Source organism: Streptomyces sp. NPDC059003, assembly GCF_042740445.1.
Taxonomy (GTDB): Bacteria; Actinomycetota; Actinomycetes; order Streptomycetales; family Streptomycetaceae; genus Streptomyces.
Genome location: NZ_JBHYJH010000028.1, coordinates 1 through 22,783 on the forward strand (window position 1 = coordinate 1; position 22,783 = coordinate 22,783).

The 22,783-nt window shown below is 74.1% G+C and carries 4 protein-coding genes; all 4 read right to left on the reverse strand.

Translation table 11 applies throughout. From position 1 onward, the window contains the following. Positions 1–104: 104 nt before the first annotated feature. The 4 genes from ACFWZ5_RS13555 to ACFWZ5_RS13570 all read right to left on the reverse strand — a co-directional run bounded on the left by ACFWZ5_RS13555 (position 105) and on the right by ACFWZ5_RS13570 (position 22,278). A complete protein-coding gene (locus ACFWZ5_RS13555) occupies positions 105–341 on the reverse strand; it encodes a hypothetical protein (RefSeq protein ID WP_384789971.1) in 237 nt (78 codons plus the stop codon). 243 nt (positions 342–584) lie between these two features. Continuing rightward, the gene (locus ACFWZ5_RS13560; RefSeq protein ID WP_384789974.1) at positions 585–797 is read right to left on the reverse strand and encodes an MbtH family protein; all 213 of its coding nucleotides are present in this window, start codon (positions 795–797) and stop codon (positions 585–587) included. Positions 798–820: 23 nt separating this feature from the next. Next, positions 821–15,703: an amino acid adenylation domain-containing protein gene (locus ACFWZ5_RS13565; RefSeq protein WP_384890727.1), complete on the reverse strand. Its 14,883-nt coding sequence runs from the start codon at positions 15,701–15,703 to the stop codon at positions 821–823. Next, entirely contained in the window at positions 15,703–22,278 is a 6,576-nt protein-coding gene (locus tag ACFWZ5_RS13570; protein ID WP_384789980.1) for an amino acid adenylation domain-containing protein, read from the reverse strand. The genes ACFWZ5_RS13565 and ACFWZ5_RS13570 overlap by 1 nt, the downstream gene beginning before the upstream one ends. Between the last annotated feature and the right edge of the window lie 505 nt (positions 22,279–22,783).

A 22,783-nucleotide genomic window follows, 5' to 3' on the forward strand; every position in this document is an offset into this window, starting at 1 on the left:
CAAAACCATTCGCCCCGACACCATAGAGTAGTTTATGAGGGGCCGCTCCGGAGGAATCCGGAGCGGCCCCTCATCCGTTTCCGGCATCCGTTGCCGGGACCCGCTCACCCGGCCGCCGACAGCGTCGCCGCGAGCGCGGTCAGGGCTTCGCGTTGGCACACCCGCAGCGGCCTCAGGTCGAGCCGGCCGCGCGCCAGGTCGAAGTACCCGACGTCCGGCCGCGGCACGGCCGGTGCGGGCGTGGCCAGGCTGAAGAGGTTGCCGGCCAGGTCGTTCTGCCGTACGCGGTCGTAGACGAACGCGGACCTGCTGCAGTGGTACTCGAAGCCGTCGAGCTCCACGGCGACGCGCAGCCGCCTCGATCAGGGCGAGGTCGAGCGCGGCGAAGGTCTCCACGGAGGACAGGCCTTCCGCGACGCGGAGGTGCTGCCCGTCGGGGTCGGCCAGGACAGATAGCTGTCGTACCGTACGGCCTGTGTCCGGTGCATGATCTCACCGGGACGGGGCCCGCAGAGACCGGAGTGCGACAACGGGAGGGCCCGGCACGGGGTTCGGCCGTGCCGGGCCCTCTCACGCGGTGGCCGTCAGCCGGCCATCGCCTCGCGCAGGCTCTTCGGCCTCAGGTCGGTCCAGTTCTGCTCGACGTAATCGAGGCACTTCTGGCGCTCGTCGGCGCCGAACACGATCCGCCAGCCCGCGGGGACCTCGGCGAACGACGGCCACAGCGAGTGCTGGTCCTCGTCGTTCACGAGGACGTAGAAGGTGCCGGTCTCGTCGTCGAAGGGGTTGCTGCTCATGGTTGCTTGCTCCTCGGGTGTTCTTACGCTTCCAGGTGTCGGTTGATGACCTGGCAGATGTGGGACGCGGGTTCGGGGTCGGTGAGCCCCATGTGCGTGGCCTCGATGTCGTACGTGTGCACGGTGCCCTGGACGTGCGGCTCCCACAGCGGGGCGAAGGAGTCCTCGGGGCTCAGGGCCGCGTTGAAGAACAGCATGTCCCCGCGGTACTCCCGGGGCTGGACGAAGTCCCGTACCAGCCGGGCGTGCTCGATCATGATGGCCGTGCCGTTGTCGATGAGGGCCTTGCGGTCGTTGTCGTCGTCGCCTCCCGGCAGGTAGCCCGCGAGGAAGTCGCGGGCCTCGGCCGGGTCGACGTCCAGTTCGAGCCCCGCGAGCAGGGTGCTGGGCGCCGAGTCGAGGACGGCGACGAACGGCACGTCGTGGCCGCGGCGCTGGAGTTCGGCCGCGACGGCGTGCGCCAGGGTGCCGCCGATGGAGTGGCCGACCAGGTGGAACGTGCCGCCCGGCTGGACGCTGAGGATCTGCTCCACATAGTCGAGCACCATCGACGCGAAGGTCTCCGGCAGCGGCGCACCGTCGAAGCCCCGCGCCTGGATGCCGTACGCGGGCCGGTCCCCGAGCCGCGTCGCCATGCCCAGGTACGACCAGGACAGGCCGCTGCCGGGGTGGATGAACCACACGGGAGCGCCGTCGCCGCCGGCCCTGAGGGGCAGGACGACGCCGTACGGGTCGGTGTGACCGCCCGGCACCGAGCCGGACGCCAGCGCCCGCGCGAGCTCCCCGACGGTCGGGGACTCGAAGACCAGGCGCACCGGCACGTCCACCGCCAGCGCCTTGCGGATCCGGCTGACGAGCTGGGTCGCGGCGAGCGAGTGGCCGCCCAGGTCGAAGAAGTTGTCGTCGACGCCGACCTTCTCGACGCCGAGGACGTCCCCGTACAGGTCCGCGAGGACCTCCTCCTGCGGGGTGCGCGGCGCCACATAGGCGCTCGCGCCGGTCAGTTCGGGCGCGGGCAGCGCCTTGTAGTCCAGCTTGCCGCTGGGGTTCATGGGCAGCCGGTCCAGGGTGACGAACGCGGCGGGCACCATGTGCGCGGGCAGCCGGTCCGCGACGTGGGTCCGCAGGTCGGCGTGCGCCGCCTCGCCGTCCTCGGCGGGCACGACGTACGCGACCAGCTGCTTCGCGGCGTCCCGCGCGCTGCCGCGGGCCGTCACGACGGCCTGGGCGACGCCCGGGTGCGCGACCAGGACGGCCTCGATCTCACCCGGTTCGATGCGGAAGCCGCGGATCTTCACCTGGGAGTCGGCGCGCCCGTGGAAGACGAGGCGGCCTTCCTTGGTCCAGGCGACGACGTCGCCGGTGCGGTACATGCGCTCGCCGGCGGGGCCGAACGGGTCGGCGACGAAGCGCTCCGCCGTGAGGGTGTGCCGGTTGAGGTAGCCGCGTGCGAGGCGGTCGCCCGCGATGTAGAGCTCGCCGGGGACGCCGGGGAGTACGGGGCGCAGTGCCGCGTCGAGGACGTACAGGCGGGTGTTGTCCAGTGGACGGCCCATCGGGACGGCCGCGTCGATCCCGGCGGGCCGGGTCAGGCGGTGGGTGGATGCGGCCATGGTGGCCTCGGTCGGGCCGTAGGCGTTGACCACCGTGATGCCGGGGGACGCCGCCATGATCTGCGCCGCGGCCGCCGGGGACATCACGTCGCCGCCGGACCACACCTCGCGGATGCCGGCGAACGCCTCGGGCGACTCGTCCGCGATCACCTTGAAGAGCCCGGCCGCCATCAGCAGGGACGTCACCCGCTGCTCGCTGACGACCCGCGCCAGACCGGCCGCGTCCAGGCGCCCGGGCGGCGCGACGACGAGGGCGCCGCCCCGCAGCAGGGGGACCCACAGGTCGTACGTCGAGGCGTCGAAGGCCTGCGCGGAGTGCAGCAGGACCCGCTCGTGCGCGTCGGTGTCATAAGCGCGGTCGGTGACCAGGCGTACGACACCGCGGTGGGTGACGCCCACGCCCTTGGGCCTGCCGGTGGAGCCGGAGGTGTGCATCACGTACGCGAGCTGGTCGCCATGGCCCGACGGCAGGGGCGCCGACGCAGCCGCCGCGATCTCCGTGAGCGTGTCCACGGCGTCCAGGACGAGGCGGGGGCAGTCGCTCTCCGGGAGCTGCGCGGCGGTGTAGGAGTCCGTGACGACGAGGGCCGGGGTGCTGTCCTGGAGCATGTAGGCGAGGCGGTCCGCCGGGTACTCCGGGTCGAGGGGCAGATAGGCGCCGCCCGCCTTCAGGATCGCGAGAACGACCGTGACCTGCTCCAGGGAGCGGGGCAGGGCGAAGCCGACCACCGACTCCTGGGTCACGCCGCGGGCGGCCAGGACGCGGGCGAGCTGGTTGGCGCGCTCGTCCAACTCCCGGTACGTGAGCCGCTGTTCACCGTCGATGATCGCGGGAGCGTCCGGGGTGGCTGCGGCCCGCTCGGCGAAGAGCTGCGGGACCGTGCGGTCGTCCGCCGCGGCCGCGGTGTCGTTGAAGCGGCGCAGGACCAGGTCCCGCTCGTCCGCGTCGAGGACGTCGAAGCGGCTCAGGGACGTGTGCGGGTCCGCCACCAGCTCCCCGACGAGCCGCAGGAACCGCTCGCCGAGCGCCTGTGCCGTCGCCGGGTCGAACAGATCCGTGGCGTACTCCAGGGCACCCACCAGGCCCTCGCCCGGCAGCTCCGCCAGGTTGAAGGACAGGTCGAACTTCGCGGTGCCGTTGTGGACCATCTCGAACTCGGCGTCGAGGCCCGGCAGGAGCATCGGCGTGCGGTCGAAGTTCTGCCAGGCGAACACCACCTGGAACAGCGGCGAGTACGCCGTCGACCGCTCCGGCTTGAGGATCTCCACCAGGCGCTCGAAGGGCACGTCCTGGTGGTCGTACGCGGCCAGGGACTTGGCGCGGACCTGGTCGACGAGGTCCGCGAAGGTCGGGCCGCCCGCCAGCCGGGCCCGCAGGACCCAGGTGTTGACGAAGAAGCCGACCAGGTCGGTGAGGCCGTCGTCGGTGCGGTTGGCGATGGGCGAGCCGATGGTGATGTCGTCCTCGCCGCTCAGGCCGTGCAGCAGCACCGCCAGCGCCGCCTCCAGGACGATCGACGTCGTCGCGCCGCGCTCGCGCGCCAGCGCCTCCACCCGCGCCACGACATCGGGCGCCAGCGGGGCGAGCTCGACGACGTCGCCCCGGTAGCTCGCCCGCTCCGGGCGCGGCCGGTCGGTGGGCAGGTGCAGCGGCTGCGGCACCCCGGCCAGCTCCTTGCGCCAGTAGTCGAACTGGGCGGAGAGCAGGCTGTCCGGGTCGTCCTCCGAGCCGAGCAGCTCGCGCTGCCACAGGGTGTAGTCGACGTACTGCACCGGCAGGTCGTCCCACGCCGGTGCCGCGCCCGCGAGACGGACCGTGTACGCGGTGGACAGGTCCCGGAGCAGCGGCGCCATCGACGCGCCGTCACTCGCGATGTGATGGGTCATCAGGACGAAGACGTGGTCCCGCTCGTCGACCCGCAGGAGACCGGCCCGGACCGGGATCTCCCGGCTCAGGTCGAAGCAGTGCCCGCTGAAGTCCGCGATCGCGGCCCGTACTCCCTCGGCCGCCACGTCCGTCACCGGCACGTCGACGCGTACGTCGGCGGCGGGCAGCACCCGCTGGTACGGAGTGCCGCTCTCGCCCTCGGCGAAGACCGTGCGCAGGCTCTCGTGCCGCCCGACCACGTCGCGCACGGCCGCCGCCAGGGACCCGGCGTCGAGGTCGCCGCGCAGCCGCAGCGGGAACGGCGTGTTGTACGTGGCGGACGGGCCCTCGAACTTGTCGATGAACCACAGCCGCTGCTGGGCGAAGGACAGCGGCACCCGCTCCCGGCGCGCCTCGTCCCGGGTGAGCGGGATCCTGACCGGAGCGCCGCCACCGAGGTGCGCGGCGAGCTCGGCCACGGTCGGCGCGGAGAACACGACCCGGATGGGCAGCTCGGCGCCCATCTCCGCGCGGACGCGGCTGACGAGCCGGGTGGCGAGCAGCGAGTGGCCGCCCAGGTCGAAGAAGTGGTCGTCGATGCCGACCCTGTCGAGGCCGAGGACATCGGCGAACAGGCCCGCGAGGACCTTCTCCTGCGCGGTGCGCGGCGCCCGGTAGGCCGCCGCGCCGGTCAGCTCGGGCGCCGGGAGCGCCTTCTGGTCGAGCTTGCCGTTCGGGGACAGCGGGAGCCGGTCCAGGGTGACGAACGCGCTCGGCACCATGAACTCCGGCAGCCGCTCGGCCACGAAGGACCGCAGCTCGGCCGACGGAAGCAGCTCCCCGGAGCCGGCCGGGACGGCGTACGCGACCAGCTGCTTGCTGCCCGCGCCGCCCCGCACGACCACCGCGGCCTGCGCGACCCGCGGGTGCGCCGCCACCGCGGCCTCGACCTCGCCGGGCTCGATGCGGAAGCCGCGGATCTTCACCTGGGAGTCGGCGCGGCCGACGTACTCCAGGGCGCCGTCCGCGCTCCAGCGGGCCAGGTCACCGGTCCGGTACAGGCGTCCGCCCGCCGGCCCGAACGGGTCGGCGACGAAGCGCTCGGCGGTCAGCGCGGGCCGGTTGTGGTAGCCGCGGCCCACTCCGGCGCCGCCCATGTACAGCTCGCCGACCGCGCCCGGGGCCACCGGGTTCAGGCCCGCGTCCAGGATGTAGGCGCGCAGATTGCCCAGGGGGCGGCCGATCGGCACGCCCGAGGCGTACGTGAGGCCGGCGTCCAGGGGGTGCGCCGTGACGTAGTACGTCTCGCTGGGGCCGTAGCCGTTGACGATCCGGACGTCCGGCCAGTGCGCGCGGACGCGCTCCACCAGCGCCGGGGGCAGCGCCTCGCCCGCGAAGACCAGGCACTTCGGGGCGACACGGCCGCCGAGCTGGTCGACGAGCTCCGCGAACGCCGAGGGCACCGAGCTGATCACGTCGATGTCCCAGCTGCCGCGGTCGGCGAGGGCGAGCACGTCACGGACCAGTTCGACGCTTCCGCCCGTGGTGAGCGTGGAGAACAGCTCGAACGCGGCCACGTCGAAGCCGATCGAGGTGCTGGCCAGCATGCGCCAACCCGGCTCCACACCGACCGACTTGACCAGACCGTCCAGGGCGTTCACGACGTTGGTGTGGGTGATGCTCACGCCCTTGGGCAGGCCCGTGGAGCCGGACGTGTACACCTGGTAGAGCAGGTCGGCGGGCAGCAGCGGGCGGGTGCGCTCGCTGTCGTCCAGGTCGCCGCCCGCGAGGCCCGACACGTCCACCCGGTCGAGCAGCAGGCGCTCGGCCGCGGTGCCGTCGGGCAGGACGTCGGCGCCGCCCGTGTCGGTGACGATCAGGCGGGGCTCGGCGGTCGCCAGGATGTGCGCGAGCCGCGTCCCCGGGTAGCCGGGGTCGATCGGGACGTACGCGGCGCCGGTCTTGAGGACCGCGAGGATCGCCACGACCAGGTCGGGGGTGCGCGGCAGGACCACGGCGGCCAGGGTGTCGGCGCCGATGCCGCGCGCGGCCAGGTGCCGTGCGAGCCGGTTGGCGCGCGCGTTCAGCTCGCCGTAGGTGAGCCGTTCGCCGTCGTGGACCACCGCGGTGGCCTCCGGCGCGCGGGCGGCCTGCTCCTCGAACAGGGCGACGACGGTCCGCTCGGGCACCTCGGTGGCCGTTTCGTTGAACTGCCGCAGGACCAGGTCGCGTTCGGCCTCGGCCAGGATGTCGAGGCGGGGGAGCGGCGTGTGCGGGTCGGCGGCGACCTGGCTCAGGAGCCGGCCGAGGCGGGCGCCTATCCGCTCGGCCTCCTCGGCGGTGAACAGGTCGTCCTGGTACTGGAGGGCCACCTTCAGCTGCGGGTCGGCGATGCCGAACACCGCGAGCGGATAGTGCGTGCCGTTGGACGGACGGATGCCGGTGACGGCGACGCCCGCCTCCGCGTGCGCGTCCGCCATGCCCTCTCGGTCGACCGGGTACGACTCGAAGACCACCATCGTGTCGAACAGCGTGCCGAGGCCCGCGGCCTCGTGGATCTCGCTCAGGCCGTGATGGTGGTGGTCCATCAGGACCGTCTGGCGCTCCTGGAGCGCGCCGAGCACCTCCGCGAACGTGGCCCGCGGCGAGAACTCCACGCGCACCGGCAGCGTGTTGATGAACAGGCCGACCATCTCGCCGGAGCCCGCCACCTGTGGCGGACGGCCGGAGACGGTCGCGCCGAACACCACGTCCTGACGCCCCGTCAACTGCCCGAGCAGCACGCCCCAGGCGCCCTGGAGCAGCGTGTTGGCGGTGATGCCCAACTCGCCCGCGCGGGCGGTGAGGGCGCGCGACACCGCGGCGTCGAGCGGAACCTCGATCTCGCCGAGCCCGCCGCGCTCGGCGGCGTGAGCGGCGTCGGCGGCCTCGGCGGGGGCCAGCATCGTCGGCTCCGTGAGCCCGGCGAGCTCGTCGGCCCAGGCGCGCGCCGCGGCCCCCCGGTCCTGCTGGGCGAGCCAGGCCACGAAGTCCCGGTACGGCCGCACCCGCGGCAGCGCGGACAGGTCGCCGCCCGCGCCGTACCCGCGGATCAGGTCCTGCAGGAGCAGCGGCATCGACCAGCCGTCGATCAGGGCGTGGTTGGCGGTGAGGACCAGCTCGGCGCGGTCCTCGGTCATCCGGACCAGGGTCATCCGCAGGAGCGGCGCCTGGGCCGGGTCGAAGTGGGCCGCCTGGTCGCCGGCGAGTAGCCGCTCGAACCGCTCGTCCCGGTCGGCCTCGGGCAGCTCGCTCAGGTCCACGAACAGCCACGGCAGGGCGACGTGCTCCAGGACGAGCTGCACCTGCTCGCCGGAGGAGCCGGTGACGAACGCGGTCCGCAGATTGGCGTGCCGGTCGAGCAGGCCCTGCGCGGCCGCGCGCATCCGGTCCGGCTCCACGGCGCCGGACAGGTGCAGCACGAACTGCATGTGGTACGCGTCGAACGAGGCGTCCGCCAGCATGCTGTGGAAGAGGATGCCGGACTGCGTCGCGGTCAGCGGCCAGACGTCGACGAGGCCCGGGTAGCGCTCCTCCCAGGTCTCCAGGTCCCCCTGGGTGACCTCGGCGAGCGGGACGTCCGACGGCGTCAGGCCGCCCGCGCCGGGCCGGGCCGCGTGCCGGGCGAGACCCTCCAGGGCGGTGCGCCACAGCTCCGCGAGCTCCCGCACGTCGGCCGCCGTGAGCAGCCCGGAGGGGAAGCCGAACTCGGCGCTCAGGCGCGGCCCTTCCGCGCTGTCGAGGACATAGGAGTTGATCTCCACCGAGGCGAGCGCGGGCAGGTCGGCGCCGAGGTCGACGGCCAGGTCCTGGGCGTCGGGGGCCAGCGTGAAGCCCAGGCCGCGCAGCTGCTCCGGCATGTCCTGTGTGGTGAACCGGCCCAGGTAGTTGAAGGTGATCTGCCCGTCCCCGCACTCCGTGAGGGCGTCGGCCGTCCCGGAGTTCAGGTGCCGGAGCAGGCCGTAGCCGATGCCCTTGTCGGGCACGGCGAGCAGCTGCTCCTTGACCGCCTTGACGGCGGCCCCCGCGGACGCGCCGCCCGCGACGGCGTCCGCCAGGTCGCAGCCGCCGACGTCGAGCCGGACCGGGTACATGCTGGTGAACCAGCCCACGGTGCGGGAGAGGTCGGCGCCGGGCACGGCGCCCTCCTCGCGGCCGTGGCCCTCCAGGCGGATCAGGGCCGAGGTCTCCTCGACGCCGCGCCGCTCGCGCCAGGTGGCGAGCGCCAGGGCGAGCGCGGTGAGCAGGCCGTCGTTGACGCCGCCGTGGAAGGCGGCCGGGACCGTGGTGAGCAGCGATTCGGTGGCCTCCGCGGGCAGCTGCACCTCGACGCTCTGCATCGTGGAGCGCAGGTCCACGGCCGGGTCGAGCGCGCGGGACCCGATCAGCGGGTCGGGGCCTTCGACCACGGAGCGCCACAGGTCGAGCTCGGCCGTCCGCTCCGGGCTCGCGGCCTTCTCGGCGAGGGCGTGCGCCCACTGGCGTACGGAGGTGGCGACCGGGGCGAGCGCGGGCGTCCGGCCCGCGCGGACCTGCTCCCAGGCCTCGGCGAGGTCGGGAAGGAGGATGCGCCAGGACACGCCGTCGACGACCAGGTGGTGCAGGACGACGATGAGGCGCCCCGCGGTCTCCGGGCCCGCGTCGAACCACACGAACCGGGCCATGACCCCGGCCTCGGGGTCCAACGCGCCGGTGGCGGCGTCGAGTTCGGCCGTGGCGCGCCGGCGCCAGCCGAGGTCCTGCCAGCCGCCGTCGCAGTCCAGGCGGCGGATCAGACCGGACACGTCGACCGTGCCGGGCTCGGTGACCCGAAGGCCCGGCTCGCCCTCCACCACCAGGCGCGAGCGCAGCACGTCGTGGTGGTCCACGACCGCCGACAGCGTGGCGACCAGGCCCTCCTCGTCGATGCCGACGGGCAGGTCCACCACCATCGCCATGGAGAACCGCTCGAATCCGCCGTCCAGCTCGGTGAAGTGGCGGGCGATGGGCAGCAGCGGCAGGAAGCCCACGCCGCCCCCCTCGATCTCCGCCAGGACCGGTACGGCGCCGCCGGCGCTCTCCGCGGCCTCGGCGAGCCGCGCCACCGTGCGGCACTCGAAGATCTGCCGCGGCGTGACCTCGACGCCGTGCGCGCGGGCCCGCGACACGACCTGGATGGAGCGGATGCTGTCGCCGCCGACCGCGAAGAAGTCGTCGTCGACGCCGACCTGTTCGAGGCCGAGGACCTCGGCGTAGGCGCCCGCGAGGGCCTTCTCGGCCGCGGTCTCGGGCGCGCGGTACTCGCCGCCGGAGAACTCCGGATCCGGCAGGGCTGCCTTGTCCAGCTTGCCGTTCGGGGTCAGCGGCAGCTCCTCGACGAGGACGAACGCCGACGGGACCATGAAGTCGGGCAGCCGCCCCGACGCGTGCCGGCGCAGGTCCTTGACCGAGACGCCGGACGTGAGGTCGACATCGCCACCGCCCTGGTCTCCGCCCGCCGCGCCGCCGGGCACGACATAGCCGACCAGCTGCGCGGCGCCGCGGTTCTCGCGGACGACCACGGCGGCCTGCGCGACCCCGTGGTGGTCGGTGAGCACGGCCTCGATCTCGCCCGGCTCGATGCGCAGGCCGCGCACCTTCACCTGGTCGTCGCTGCGGCCCAGGTACTCGAGCTGCCCGTCGGAGCTCCGGCGCACCACGTCGCCCGTGCGGTACATGCGGGAGCCTGCGGGGCCGTAGGGGTCCGCGGTGAAGCGGGCGGCGGTCAGGTCGGGGCGGCCGAGGTAGCCGCGCGCCAGGGAGGGGCCCGCGACGTACAACTCGCCGGGGGCGCCCGGCGGCACCGGGGCGAGGCGGTCGTCCAGGACGAGGAGCCGGGTGTCGGCGACGGCCGAGCCGATGGGGACGGCGCCTCCGTCGAGCGGGTCGCTCGCGGCCGCGCACACGGTGGTCTCGGTGGGGCCGTAGGCGTTGATGAAGCTGCGCCCCGGGGCCCAGCGGGCGGCCAGAGCGGGCGGGCAGGCCTCGCCCGCGACGGCGAGGACACGCAGGCCCGACAGGGTGCGCGGCGCGTCGTCGGGCAGGGTGGCGAGCACGCTCGGCGGAATGGTGGCGTGCGTGACGCGGCGCTCGTCCAGGGCGCGGTACAGCTCGTCGGCCACCAGGCGCGCCTGCGGCGGCACGACCAGCGTGGCGCCGGTGGTCAGCGCCATGACCAGCTCCCAGAAGGCCGCGTCGAAGCTCGGCGCCGCGCTCTGCAGGACCCGGGAGTCCCGCGTGACCTCGAAGCGGGCCAGGTGGGTGGCGCTGAGCGCGGCGAGTCCGGTGTGCTGGACGGCGACGCCCTTGGGGCGGCCGGTGGAGCCCGAGGTGTAGATGACGTACGCCGGGTGGGCGGCCCGCAGCGGGACGGCGGGGTCGGTGGCGGGCGCGGCGCGCCACGCCTCCTGGACCTCCGGCGCGTCGATGCCGACGACGTCGGTGGGCAGCCCCGCGGGCAGCCGGTCCACGGCGGCCCGGGTGCTCAGGAGCACCGCGGGAGCGGCGTCGGTGACCATGTACGTGATGCGGTCGGCCGGGTAGTCCAGGTCGACCGGCATGTAGGCCGCGCCCGCCTTGAGGACGCCGAGGGCCGCCGCCACCTGGTCCGCCCCGCGCGGCAGGGCCACCGCCACCGGCTGCTCGGGACCGATGCCGCGGGCGGTCAGCCAGTGCGCGATCCGGTTGGCGCGCGCGTCAAGATCCGCGTACGACCACACGCCGTCGTCGGAGTCCACCGCCGGGGCGTCCGGGGCCTGCCGCACCCGCGCCGCGAACAGCTCGGGGAACGTGGCCTGTGCCACGGCCTGCCCGGTGGGTGCGCCGAGCAGCTGCTCGCGCTCCTCGGGCGTAAGCAGGTCCGCCTGGCTGATGCGGTACGAGGGGTGGGCGACCGCGGTGGCGAGGACGCGCCGCAGGCGGTCGACGGCGGTCGCGATCGTCGCGGCGTCGAACAGCTCGGTCGAGTACTCGGCCAGGACGTCGATGCCCGCGGGCTCCGTGCCGTCCGCGAAGGTCTCGCTGAGGCTAAGGACGAGGTCGCAGCGCGACGTGCCGGTGCCGGTGCCCTCGGCCTGGATGCGCAGGCCCGGCAGGTCGAAGTGGGCCTGCTCGGTGTTCTGCAGGACCAGGACGATCTGGAACAGCGGGTGGTGCGAGGTCGAGCGCTCCGGGCTGAGCTTCTCCACCAGGGAGTCGAAGGGGATGTCCTGGTGGGTGAGGGCCGCGAGGCTCGTCTCGCGCACCCGGCCGAGGAGTTCGGCGAACGTCGGGTCGCCCGAGGTGTCCGTCCGGATCACCTGGAGGTTCACGAACATGCCGACGAGGTCCGTCAGGCCCTCGTCGGTGCGGCCCGCGATGCCGCTGCCCAGGGAGATGTCCTGGCCCGCGCCGAGCCGGGTGAGCAGCGCGGCCATCGCGGCCTGAAGCACCATGAACGGCGTCGCGCCCGAGGTACGCGCCAACTCCGCGACGCCGCGGTGGAGTTCGGCGTCCAGGCGGAAGCGCAGCAGGTCGCCGCTGTGGTCGAGCGCGGCCGGACGCGGCCGGTCGGCGGGCAGCGTGACGTGCTCGGGAAGGCCCGCGAGCTGGTCGCGCCAGTAGGCGTACTGCCGGCTGAAGAGGCTGTCGGGGTCGTTCGCGTCGCCGAGCAGCTCGTGCTGCCACAGCGTGTAGTCGGCGTACTGCACCGGCAGCGGCGCCCAGTCGGGCGCGGCGCCCCCGGCGCGGGCGGTGTAGGCGGTGGCCAGGTCGCGGGTGAGCGGGGCCATGGAGAACCCGTCGGCCGCGATGTGGTGCATCACGAGGACGAGCACCGCGTCGGACGGGCCCGCGTGGAACAGCCAGGCGCGGACGGGCAGGTCCGTGGCGAGGTCGAAGGCGTGCCGCGCGGTGCCAGCGACGGCCTCCGCGAGCGCGTCCGCGCCGTCCACGGACCGCTCGGCGAAGGTGACGCGCGCCTGCTCGGGGTCCAGGATGTGCTGGTAGGACGTGCCGTCGGCGGCCGCGGGGAACACCGTGCGCAGGGACTCGTGGCGGGCGACCAGGTCGTTGAGGGACGACTCAAGGGCCCGGACGTCGAGGTCACCGGTGAGGCGCAGGACCAGCGGCATGTTGTACGTCGCCGACGGGCCCTCCAGCTGGTGCAGGAACCACAGGCGCTGCTGGGCGAAGGACAGCGGAAGCCGCTCGGGCCGCTCCGTGACGCGCACCAGCGGCGCCTGGGCCCGCGCCTCGCCGTCCAGGTGCGGGGCGAGACCGACCACGGTCGGGTGGGTGAACAGGGCCCGCAGCGAGACCTCGGCGCCCGCCGCCTTGCGGATGCGGCTGATCAGCCTGGTCGCGAGCAGCGAGTGGCCGCCCAGGGCGAAGAAGTCGTCGTCGATGCCGACCCGCTCAAGGCCGAGCACCTCGGCGAACAGCGTGCACAGCAGCTCCTCGCGCTCGGTGCGCGGGGCGCGGCTCGTGGTCTGCGCGGCGAAGTCCGGGGCGGGCAGCGCCTTGTGGTCGAGCTTGCCGCTGGGGTTCAGGGGCAGCCGGTCCAGGGTGACGAACGCGGCGGGCACCATGTGCGCGGGCAGCCGGTCCTGGAGGTGGCCGCGCAGGACGGCCGGGGCGAGGTCCGCCCCGTCCGCTCCGTCGGCGGGCACGACGTACGCGACCAGCTGCTTCGCGGCGTCCTGGGCGGTGCCGCGGGCCGTCACGACGGTCTGGGCGACGCCGGGGTGGGTGGCGAGGGCGGCCTCGATCTCGCCGGGTTCGATGCGGAAGCCGCGGATCTTCACCTGGGAGTCGGCGCGCCCGTGGAAGACGAGGCGGCCTTCCTTGGTCCAGGCGACGACGTCGCCGGTGCGGTACATGCGCTCGCCGGCGGGGCCGAACGGGTCGGCGACGAAGCGCTCCGCCGTGAGGGTGTGCCGGTTGAGGTAGCCGCGTGCGAGGCGGTCGCCCGCGATGTAGAGCTCGCCGGGGACGCCGGGGAGTACGGGGCGCAGTGCCGCGTCGAGGACGTACAGGCGGGTGTTGTCCAGCGGGCGGCCCATCGGGACGACGGGGGCGATCTGGTCGGGGCTGGTCATGCGGTGGGTGGAGGCGGCCATGGTGGCCTCGGTGGGGCCGTAGCCGTTCACCACCGCGATGCCCGGCGACGCCGCCATGATCTCGGCCACGGCCGCGGGCGCGACGACGTCGCCGCCGGACCACACCTCGCGCATGCCGGCGAACGCCTGGGGCAGTTCCTCGGAGAGCACCTTGAAGAGCCCGGCCGCCAGCACGGCCGAAGTGACCTTCTCCTCGGCCACGACGCGGGCGAGGGCGGCCGCGTCCAGGCGTCCGGGGGGCGCCACGACGAGGGCGCCGCCGCGCAGGAGGGAGACCCACAGCTCGTAGGTGGAGGCGTCGAAGGCCTGCGCGGAGTGCAGCAGGACCCGCTCGTGCGCGTCGGTGTCGTAGATGCGGTCGGTGGCGAGGCGTACGACGCCGCGGTGGGTGACGCCGACGCCCTTGGGCTTGCCGGTGGAGCCGGAGGTGTACATGACGTACGCGAGCTGGTCGGCAGCGCCCGATGGCAGGGGAGCCGCCACGGCCGCCGCGATCTCCGCGACCGTGTCCGCCGCGTCCAGGACGAGGCGGGGGGAGCCGCTCTCCGGGAGCTGCGCGGAGGTGGCGGAGTCGGTGACGACGAGGGCCGGGGCGCTGTCCTGGAGCATGTAGGCGAGGCGGTCCGCCGGATAGTCCGGGTCGAGGGGCAGATAGGCGCCGCCCGCCTTCAGGATCGCGAGGACGGTGGTGACCTGGTCCAGGGAGCGGGGCAGGGCGAAGCCGACCACCGACTCCTGGGTCACGCCGCGGGCGGCCAGGACATGGGCGAGCCGGTTGGCGCGCTCGTCCAACTCCCGGTAGCTGAGGCGCTGTTCACCGTCGATGACAGCGGGGGCATCCGGGGTGGCTGTGGCCCGCTCGGCGAAGAGCTGCGGGACCGTGCGCTCGTCCGTCGCGGCCGCGGTGTCGTTGAAGCGGCGCAGGACCAGGTCCCGCTCGTCCGCGTCGAGGACGTCCGTGAAGGTGACGGGGCGCGTCGGCTCGGTGACGAGCTGCCGCACGACCCGCACGTAGCGGTCGGCGATCGCCTCCATCGTCGCCCGGTCGAACAGGTCCGTGGCGTACGCGACGTAGATCTCCAGATCCCGCGCCGCGGAGTCCGCGAAGAAGTGGAACTCCAGATCGCACTTGACCGTCGCGGTCGCCACGGGCTCGAACGAGGCGCTGACGCCCGGTAGTTCGAACTCGATGCGGCCGCCGTAGTCCCACGTGAACATCGTCTGGAACAGCGGGTGGTACGCGGTGGAGCGCACCGGGTTGAGGATCTCCACCAGGCGGTCGAACGGCGCGTCCTGGTTGTCGTACGCGGCCAGGGCCTTGCCCCGCACCTGCTGCAGGAGCTGCTCGAACGTCGGGGCGCCGGACAGGTCGGTGCGCAGGCCCCACGTGTTGACGAAGAAGCCGACCAGGTCGGCGAGCTGCGGGTCGGTGCGGCCCGCGATGGTGGCGCCGACGGTCACGTCGTCACCGGCGCCCAGCTGCTGCAGGAGCACCGCGAGGGCCGCCTGGAACACCATCGGCGCCGAGGAGTCCGTGCGCAGGGCGAGCTCCTCGACGCGGGCGAGCAGCTCGGGGCCCACGGCGAGGCGCACGCCGTCGCCGCGGTGGCTCGCCACCTCCGGGCGCGGCCGGTCCAAAGGCAGGGGCAACGGCTGCGGGATGCCCGCGAGTTCGCTGCTCCAGTAGTCGAGCTGCGGCGCCAGGGTGCCGTCGGGGTCGTCGTCGAGGAGCTCGCGCTGCCACAGGGTGTAGTCGACGTACTGCACCGGGAGCTCTTCCCAGTCCGGTGCGTGGCCCGCGGCCCGCGCGGTGTACGCGGTGGCGAGGTCACGGGAGAGCGGGCCCATGGACTGGCCGTCGCCCGCGATGTGGTGGACGAGCAGGAGCAGGTGGTGCTCGCGCGGCGCCGCCCGGAAGAGGGTGGCGCGGACCGGGATCTCCTCGGACAGGGTGATCGCGTAGGCCGCGGCCCGCGTGATCGCCTCGTCGAGCTCCGCCGGCTCGACCTCGACGAGCGGGACGTCGAGCGTGACGATCGTCTCGTCGTCGGGTTCCAGGATCTCCTGGCTCGGGACGCCGTCGGCGGTCTCGACGAACAGGGTGCGCAGGGTCTCGTGGCGGGTGACCACGTCGCGCACGGCCGCCGTGAGCGCGGCCGCGTCCAGGTCGCCGGTGAGGCGCACGAGGAAGGGCACGTTGTAGGTGGCCGACGCGCCTTCGAGGCGGTCGACGAACCACAGGCGCTGCTGTGCGTAGGACAACGGGATCATTACTTGCCACTCCTGTTCATCCTGCGCAGACGGGGACGGCCGGTGGTGGCCGTGGCTTCCTTCACCGTGTGCGACAGTTCAGCGATGGTGTGTCGGTCGAAGACGGCCCGGATGGGCACGCGGACGCCGAGCTTGTCGGCGATCAGGCCGGTCAGTTGCGTCACCAGCAGCGAGTTGCCGCCGAGCGCGAAGAAGTCGTCGTCGATGCCGACCTTCTCGACGCCGAGGACCTGCGCGAACAGGCCGGCGAGCACCTCTTCCTGGGAGCTGCGCGGGGCGCGGTAGGCGGTGCCGCGGAACTCCGGCGCGGGCAGCGCGGCCGCGTCCAGCTTGCCGTTGGCGGTCAGCGGCAGCTCGTCGATGAGCAGGAACGCCGCCGGGACCATGTACTCCGGCAGGGACCGCGCCACATGGGTGCGCAGCTCCTCGACGGGGACGGCGGTCCGCTCCGGGACCACGTACGCCACCAGCTGCTTGCCGGAGCCGGTGCCGTCCGCGTGCGGGAGCACGACGGCGTGGGTGATGCCGGGGTGGCTCTCCAGGACGGCGCCGATCTCGCCGGGCTCGATGCGGAAGCCGCGGATCTTGACCTGGGAGTCGGTGCGGCCGTGGAAGAGCAGCCGCCCGTCCTCGGTCCGGGCGACGACGTCGCCGGTGCGGTACATGCGTGCGCCCGGCAGGTCGCCGAACGGGCAGGCCACGAACCGCTCGGCGGTCAGGGCGTGCCGGTTCAGATAGCCGCGGGCCAGACCCGCGCCGGTGAGGTACAGCTCGCCGGGAACGCCCGCGGGCACCGGGCGCAGGCGGTCGTCGAGGACGTAGGCGCCCATGGTGTCCATGGGCCGCCCAATCGGCAGCGGGTCGGTCACCTCGTCCGCGCGGGACATCGGGTGGCAGGTGGCGAAGGTCGTGGTCTCGGTCGGGCCGTAGACGTCCACGACCTCGGTGCCGGGGCAGGCCGCGATGACCCGCTCGACGGCGGCCGGGGACACCACCTCGCCGCCCGTCCAGACCTCCCGTACGCCGCTGAAGCACTGCGGCCGCACCTCGGCGACCACCTTGAACAGGCCCGCGGGCATGAAGACCGCGCTGATCCGGTGCTCGGCGATCAGCGAGCCGAGGGTGTGCGGGTCGAGCAGGCCCGGCGGCGCCACCACCACGGTGCCGCCGTCGAGCAGCGGCACCCACAGCTCGTACGTGGAGGCGTCAAAGGCCAGCGGGGCGTGCTGCAGGACGCGCGCGTGGGCGCCGCCCTGGAAGTGCCCGTCGACGGTGAGCGAGGTGATGTCCCGGTGCGTCGCGGCCACGCCCTTGGGGGTGCCCGTGGAGCCGGAGGTGTAGATCACGTACGCCAGCTGCTCCGGGTGCCCCGGTGCGGTGTCCGGGCGCTCGGGGGACGCCGACGCCAGGGCGGCGGCCGTGTCGGGGGCGTCGAGGACGACGCGGGCGCAGTCGCTCGCGGGCAGGGACGGCACGGTCGCGGCATCCGTCACCAGGGCCGTGGGCGCGGCGTCGCGGAGCATGAACTCCAGGCGCTCGGCCGGGTACTCGGGGTCGAGCGGCAGATAGGCGCCGCCCGCCTTGAGGACCGCGAGGACCGTCACGGCGTACTCCGCCGAACGCGGCAGGGACACGCCGACGATCGACTCGCCGCGGACGCCGCGCTCGCTCAGCACCCGCGCCAAGCGGTTGGCCCGCTCATCGAGTTGACGGTACGTCAGCTCAAGGGCGCCCAGCTGGAGGGCCACCGCGTCCGGTGTCGCGTCCGCCTGCCGCTCGAACAGCGCGGGCACCGTGGCCTCCGGCACCGCCGCGGACGTACGGTCGAGGCCGGTCAGGAGCTCGGCGCGCTCGGCGGCCGTCAGGAGGTCGACGTCACCGACCCGGGCGTGCGGGTCGGCGGCGAGCCGGTCGAGGACGCGGGCGAACCGGGTGGCGATGTCCCTCGCGCGGCCCGGCTCGAACAGGTGCCGCTGGTAGTGCAGGTTGACGCTGGGCCGGGGGCCGTCCGGGTAGACGAAGACGGTCACCGGGTAGTGGCTGGTCGTGAAGGCGCGGATGCCGGTGACGGAGATCCCGGCGGCCGCGCTCGCCTCGGCCATGCCCGCGCGGTCCAGCGGGAACGACTCGAAGCCGATCAGCGTGTCGAACAGGCTCTCCAGGCCCGTGCCGCGCTGGATGTCGCCGAGGCTCAGGTGGTGGTGGTCGAGGAGCCCGGCCTGGCGCTCCTGGAGACCGCTCAGGAGCTGCCCGAGCGAGTCGCCCGGCGCGCACGGGACGCGCACGGGCACGGTGTTGAGGAACATGCCGACGACCGAGTCCGCGCCCGGGAGCGCCGGCGGCCGCCCGGCCACCGTGGTGGCGAGCACCACGTCCTGGCGTCCCGTCAGACGGCTGAGCAGGATGCCCCAGGCGCCCTGCACCAGGGTGTTGAGCGTGACACCGAGGTCCTTGGCGCGCCGGGCCAGGTCGCGGAACGTCTCGGGCGGCACGGGGATGTCGACCTGGTCGACACCGGTGCTCTCCTCGGCCTTCGCGTCCGTGCGGGGCGCGAGCAGCGTGGGCTCGTCGACGCCGCTGAGCTCGTCCGCCCAGGCGCGGACGGACGCGGTGGAGTCCTGCTCGGACAGCCACGCCAGGTAGTCCCGGTAGCTGCGGGCACGCGGCAGCAGCGCGGCGTCGCCGTTCCCGGCGTACAGGTGCAGGAGGTCCTGGGCGAGCAGGGGCAGGGACCAGCCGTCGAACAGCGCGTGGTGGGCCGTCAGGACCAGCTCGTGGCGGTCGGCCGCCAGGGAGACCAGGGCCAGGCGCAGCATCGGCGGCGCCGCCGGGTCGAAGTGCGCCTTCAGGTCGTCGGCGAGGAACTCCTCGAACGCCTTGCCCCGCACGTCCTGTGCGAGCGCGGTCAGGTCCCGCTCCTGCCAGGGCAGTTCGACGCCGTCGACGACGAGCTGGACCAGCTCGTTGCCGGGGCCGGGGACGAAGGCGGCGCGCAGCGCGGAGTGCCGGTCGAGAAGCGCCTGCCCGGCCGTGCGCAGCCGCCCGGCGGACACCGGGCCCGACAGGTGCAGGACGTACTGCACCTGGTACGCGTCGAAGGCGGCCCCGGACTCAAGGGCCATCCGCGAGTGGAACAGGAGCCCCGACTGGAGCGGGGACACCGGCCACACGTCGGCGAGACCGCCCGGATAGCGCCGCTCCCAGGCCTCGATGTCGCCCTGGCCCACCCGCACCAGCGGCACGTCCGACGGCGTCAGGCCGCCCGCGTCCGGCGCGGTGGCGTGGCGGGCGAGCCCTTCGAGGGCGGCGCACCACAGATCGGCGAGCTCCTGGGTCTCGGCGGGCGTGAGGACCCCCTCCGGAGCCTCGAACAGGGCGCTCAGGCGCGGGCCTTCGGCGCTGTCGGTGACCGACGCGTTGATGTCGAGCTCGGCGAGCGCGGGCATCCGCGGGTCGTGTGCGGCGTCCAGGACGTCCAGGTCGGCGGTGCGGGCCTGCGTGAAGCCGAGGCCCCGCAGGTGGGCGGGCATGTCGGCGTCCGCAGAGAACCGGCCCAGGTAGTTGAAGCTGATCTGCCCGGTGCCGTGCGGCGCGAGCACCGCGGCGGTCTCCGCGTTCAGATGCCGGAGCAGGCCGTAGCCGATGCCCTTGTCGGGGACGGCGCGCAGCTGCTCCTTGACCGCCTTGACGGCCCGGCCCGCGGCCGCCCCGCCGCCGAACGCGTCGGCGACGTCCACCCCGGCGACATCGAGCCGGACCGGGAACACGCTGGTGAACCAGCCCACCGTGCGCGACAGATCGGCACCCGCGGCCGCCGCCTCCTCGCGGCCGTGCCCTTCGAGGCGGATCAGCGAGGAGGACTCCTCGACGCCCCGCGCACGCCGCCACCGCGCGACCGCGAGGGCGAGCGCCGCGAGCAGGCCGTCGTTGACCTCGCCGTGGAACGCGGCGGGCAGCGAGGTCAGGACCGCCTCGGTGACCTCGGGCGACAGCTGTACGCGGGTCTCGTGCACCCGGGCGCGGACATCGGTCGCGGGGTCGAGGCGCCGGCTGCCGAGGACCGGGTCGGGGCCCTCGACCGCGGACCGCCACAGGTCGAGCTCGGCCACCCGCTCCGGCCGCGCCGCCTCCTTCACCAGGGCCTGCGTCCAGCCCCGCACGGACGTCGCCACCGGCGCGACCTGCGGGATCCGGCCCGCCCGCACCTGCTGCCAGGCCGCCGCCAGATCCGGCATCAGAATCCGCCACGACACTCCGTCGACGACCAGGTGGTGCAGGACCACGAGCAGCCGCCCCGGCCGCCCGGCGCCCGGGTCGAACCACACGAACTGGGCGACCACGCCGTCCGCCGGGTCCAACCGCCCCGCGGCGGCGTCCAGTTCGGCCAGGAGCAGCTCGCGGAAGGACTCCTCCTCCCACTGTCCGTCGCACCCGACCCGCTGGAGCAGTTCGTCCACGTCGACCGCGCCGCGCGGCGCGACCACGAGACCGCCGTCGCCCTCGTCGGTGAGGCGGCAGCGCAGCAGGTCGTGCCCGTCGACGACCGCGGTCAGGGTCTCGGCGAGCGAGGCCCGGTCGACGCCGTCGGGCAGGTCGAGGACCATGGCCTGGAGGAACCGCTGGAAGCCGGGGCCGTCCTTGAGCATCCGCGCCACCGGAAGCAGCGGCATGAAGCCCACGCCGCCCCCGTCCGGCTCCGCGAGCACCGGCGCGCTCTGCGACGACTGCGCGGCGACCGCCTCGGCGAGGGCGGCCACGGTCCGGTGCTTGAAGATCAGGCGCGAGGTGACCTCCACGCTGCGGGTCCGGGCCCGCGAGGCGACCTGGAGGGCCTGGATGCTGTCCCCGCCGAGGGTGAAGAAGTCGTCGTCGACGCCGACCCGGTCGACCGCGAGCACCTCGGCGAACGCCGCCGCGAGCACCTCCTCGGTCACCGAAGCGGGCGCGCGGTACGCGGCGCCCCGGAACTCCGGCTCCGGCAGCGCCTTCTTGTCCACCTTGCCGTGCGGGGTCAGCGGCAGCGCGTCGAGGACGAGCACCACGGCGGGCACCATGAACTCGGGCAGCCGCTGCGCGACGAAGTCCCGCAGCTCACCGGGGGCGAAGCCCGCGTCGTACGACAAGTGCCCGACGGCGGCGCCGGGTTGGGCCCTCTGGGTGTCCCCCTCGGCCACCGGAACGACGTATCCGACCAGCTGCTTGCCCCGGCCGCCGCGCCCTTCGCGGGCGACGACCACGGCCTGGCGGACCTTCGGGTGCGCCGCGAGGGCCGCCTCCACCTCGCCGGTCTCGATCCGCAGGCCGCGCACCTTGACCTGGTCGTCGCCGCGGCTCAGATACTCCAACTGCCCGTCGATGTCCTCCCGCACGATGTCGCCGGTGCGGTACATGCGGGAGCCGGAGGGGCCGTACGGGTCGGCGGTGAAACGGGACGCGGTCATCGACGGGCGGCCCAGATAGCCGCGCGCCAGGCTCGGGCCCGCGACGTACAGCTCGCCGGGGGTGCCCGGCGGCACCGGCGCGAGCGCCTCGTCGAGGACGAGGACCCGGTTGTCGACGACGGCCGTGCCGATGGGCGCGCGGTCCGCGTCCAGGGGGCCGCTGACGGCCGCGCAGACGGTGGTCTCGGTGGGGCCGTACGCGTTGATGAACCGGCGGCCGGGGGCCCAGCGGGCGACGAGGGCGGGCGGGCAGGCCTCGCCGCCGACGGCGAGGGTGCGCAGCTCGGTGAGGGTGCGCGGGGCGTCGTCGGGGAGGGTCGCGACGACGCTGGGCGGCAGCACGGAGTGCGTGATCCGGCGCTCGGCGAGCAGCTCGGCGAGGTCGGCGCCGACCACGCGCTGCTCCCCGGGCACGATGAGCGTGGCGCCGGTGGTGAGGGCCATGACCAGCTCCCAGAAGGCCGCGTCGAAGCTGGGCGACGCGAACTGGAGCACGCGGGAGCGCGGGTCGAGGTCGAGGCGGGCGCGGGTGGTGGCGCTGAGCGCCGCGAGCCCGGTGTGGGTGACGGTGACGCCCTTGGGGCGGCCGGTCGAGCCCGAGGTGTAGATGACGTACGCGGCGCGGGTGAGGCCGACGGGTGTGGCGGCGCCCTCGACGACGGGGGCGTCGGTGGGCGCCTGCCGCCGGGCCGCCTCGTGCTCCGGGGCGTCGACGGCGAGGACCTGGGTGGCGAGATCCGGCGGCAGCTGGCCGGCCGCGGCCCGGGTGGTGAGCAGGGCCGCGGGGGCGGCGTCGCCCATCATGTACGTGATGCGCTCGTCCGGGTAGGCGAGGTCGACGGGCAGATAGGCCGCGCCCGCCTTCATGATGCCGAGGACGACGGCGACCTGCCAGGCCGAGCGGGGCATGGCCACCGCGACCAGCTGCTCGGGGCCGATACCGCGGTCGGCGAGCCAGTGCGCCACCTGGTTCGCGTGGGCGTCCAACTCCCCGTAGGACCAACGGTGTTCGTCCGACTCGACGGCCGGATCCGCAGGCGACTCGCGGACCCGCTCCTGGAACAGGGACGGGAAGGTGGCCGGGGGGTACGACTCCCCGGTGCGGGCGGCGGAAAGTCCTTGAACGTCGGTCACGAAAGCTCCAGAAGCTCAACAGGGCAATGCGGGGCGAAGAGGGAGAAAACGCAAAGTGAAGGCAAGGCTGAGGGCAGGGAGGGGCGAGCGGGGAGGGTGGCGGGCAGGTGGGGGGAGGGGGTGGCGGAAGGCGGGGGGCAGGGAGATGTGGGGGCAGGGATGTGTGGGGGAGAGGATCGGGCCTGCGTGCTGTGCGTGTGCTGTGTGCTGTGCGGCTTCGGGCTGGGTGCTTCGTACTTCGCTGGAACGAGGGCGCGCGCCGCTCAACCCGCCACGTCGGAACTCATGTTCCGGCGCGCGGGTGGCGGCGTGCGTGGTGCGCGGGGTGGCTCAGGGGTGCTGGCCGCGGACGCCGCTGGACGCGACGTGGCGACAGACCGACGCTGTGACCGGGGGTGCCGCCACCGCGGGGGGCCGCACTCTCTCACCGGTCCGGTCGGACGGGCATGGGGCCGCGGGAACGGGCCCTCTGGTGTGTACGTCGACGAGACGTGCTGACTCAGAC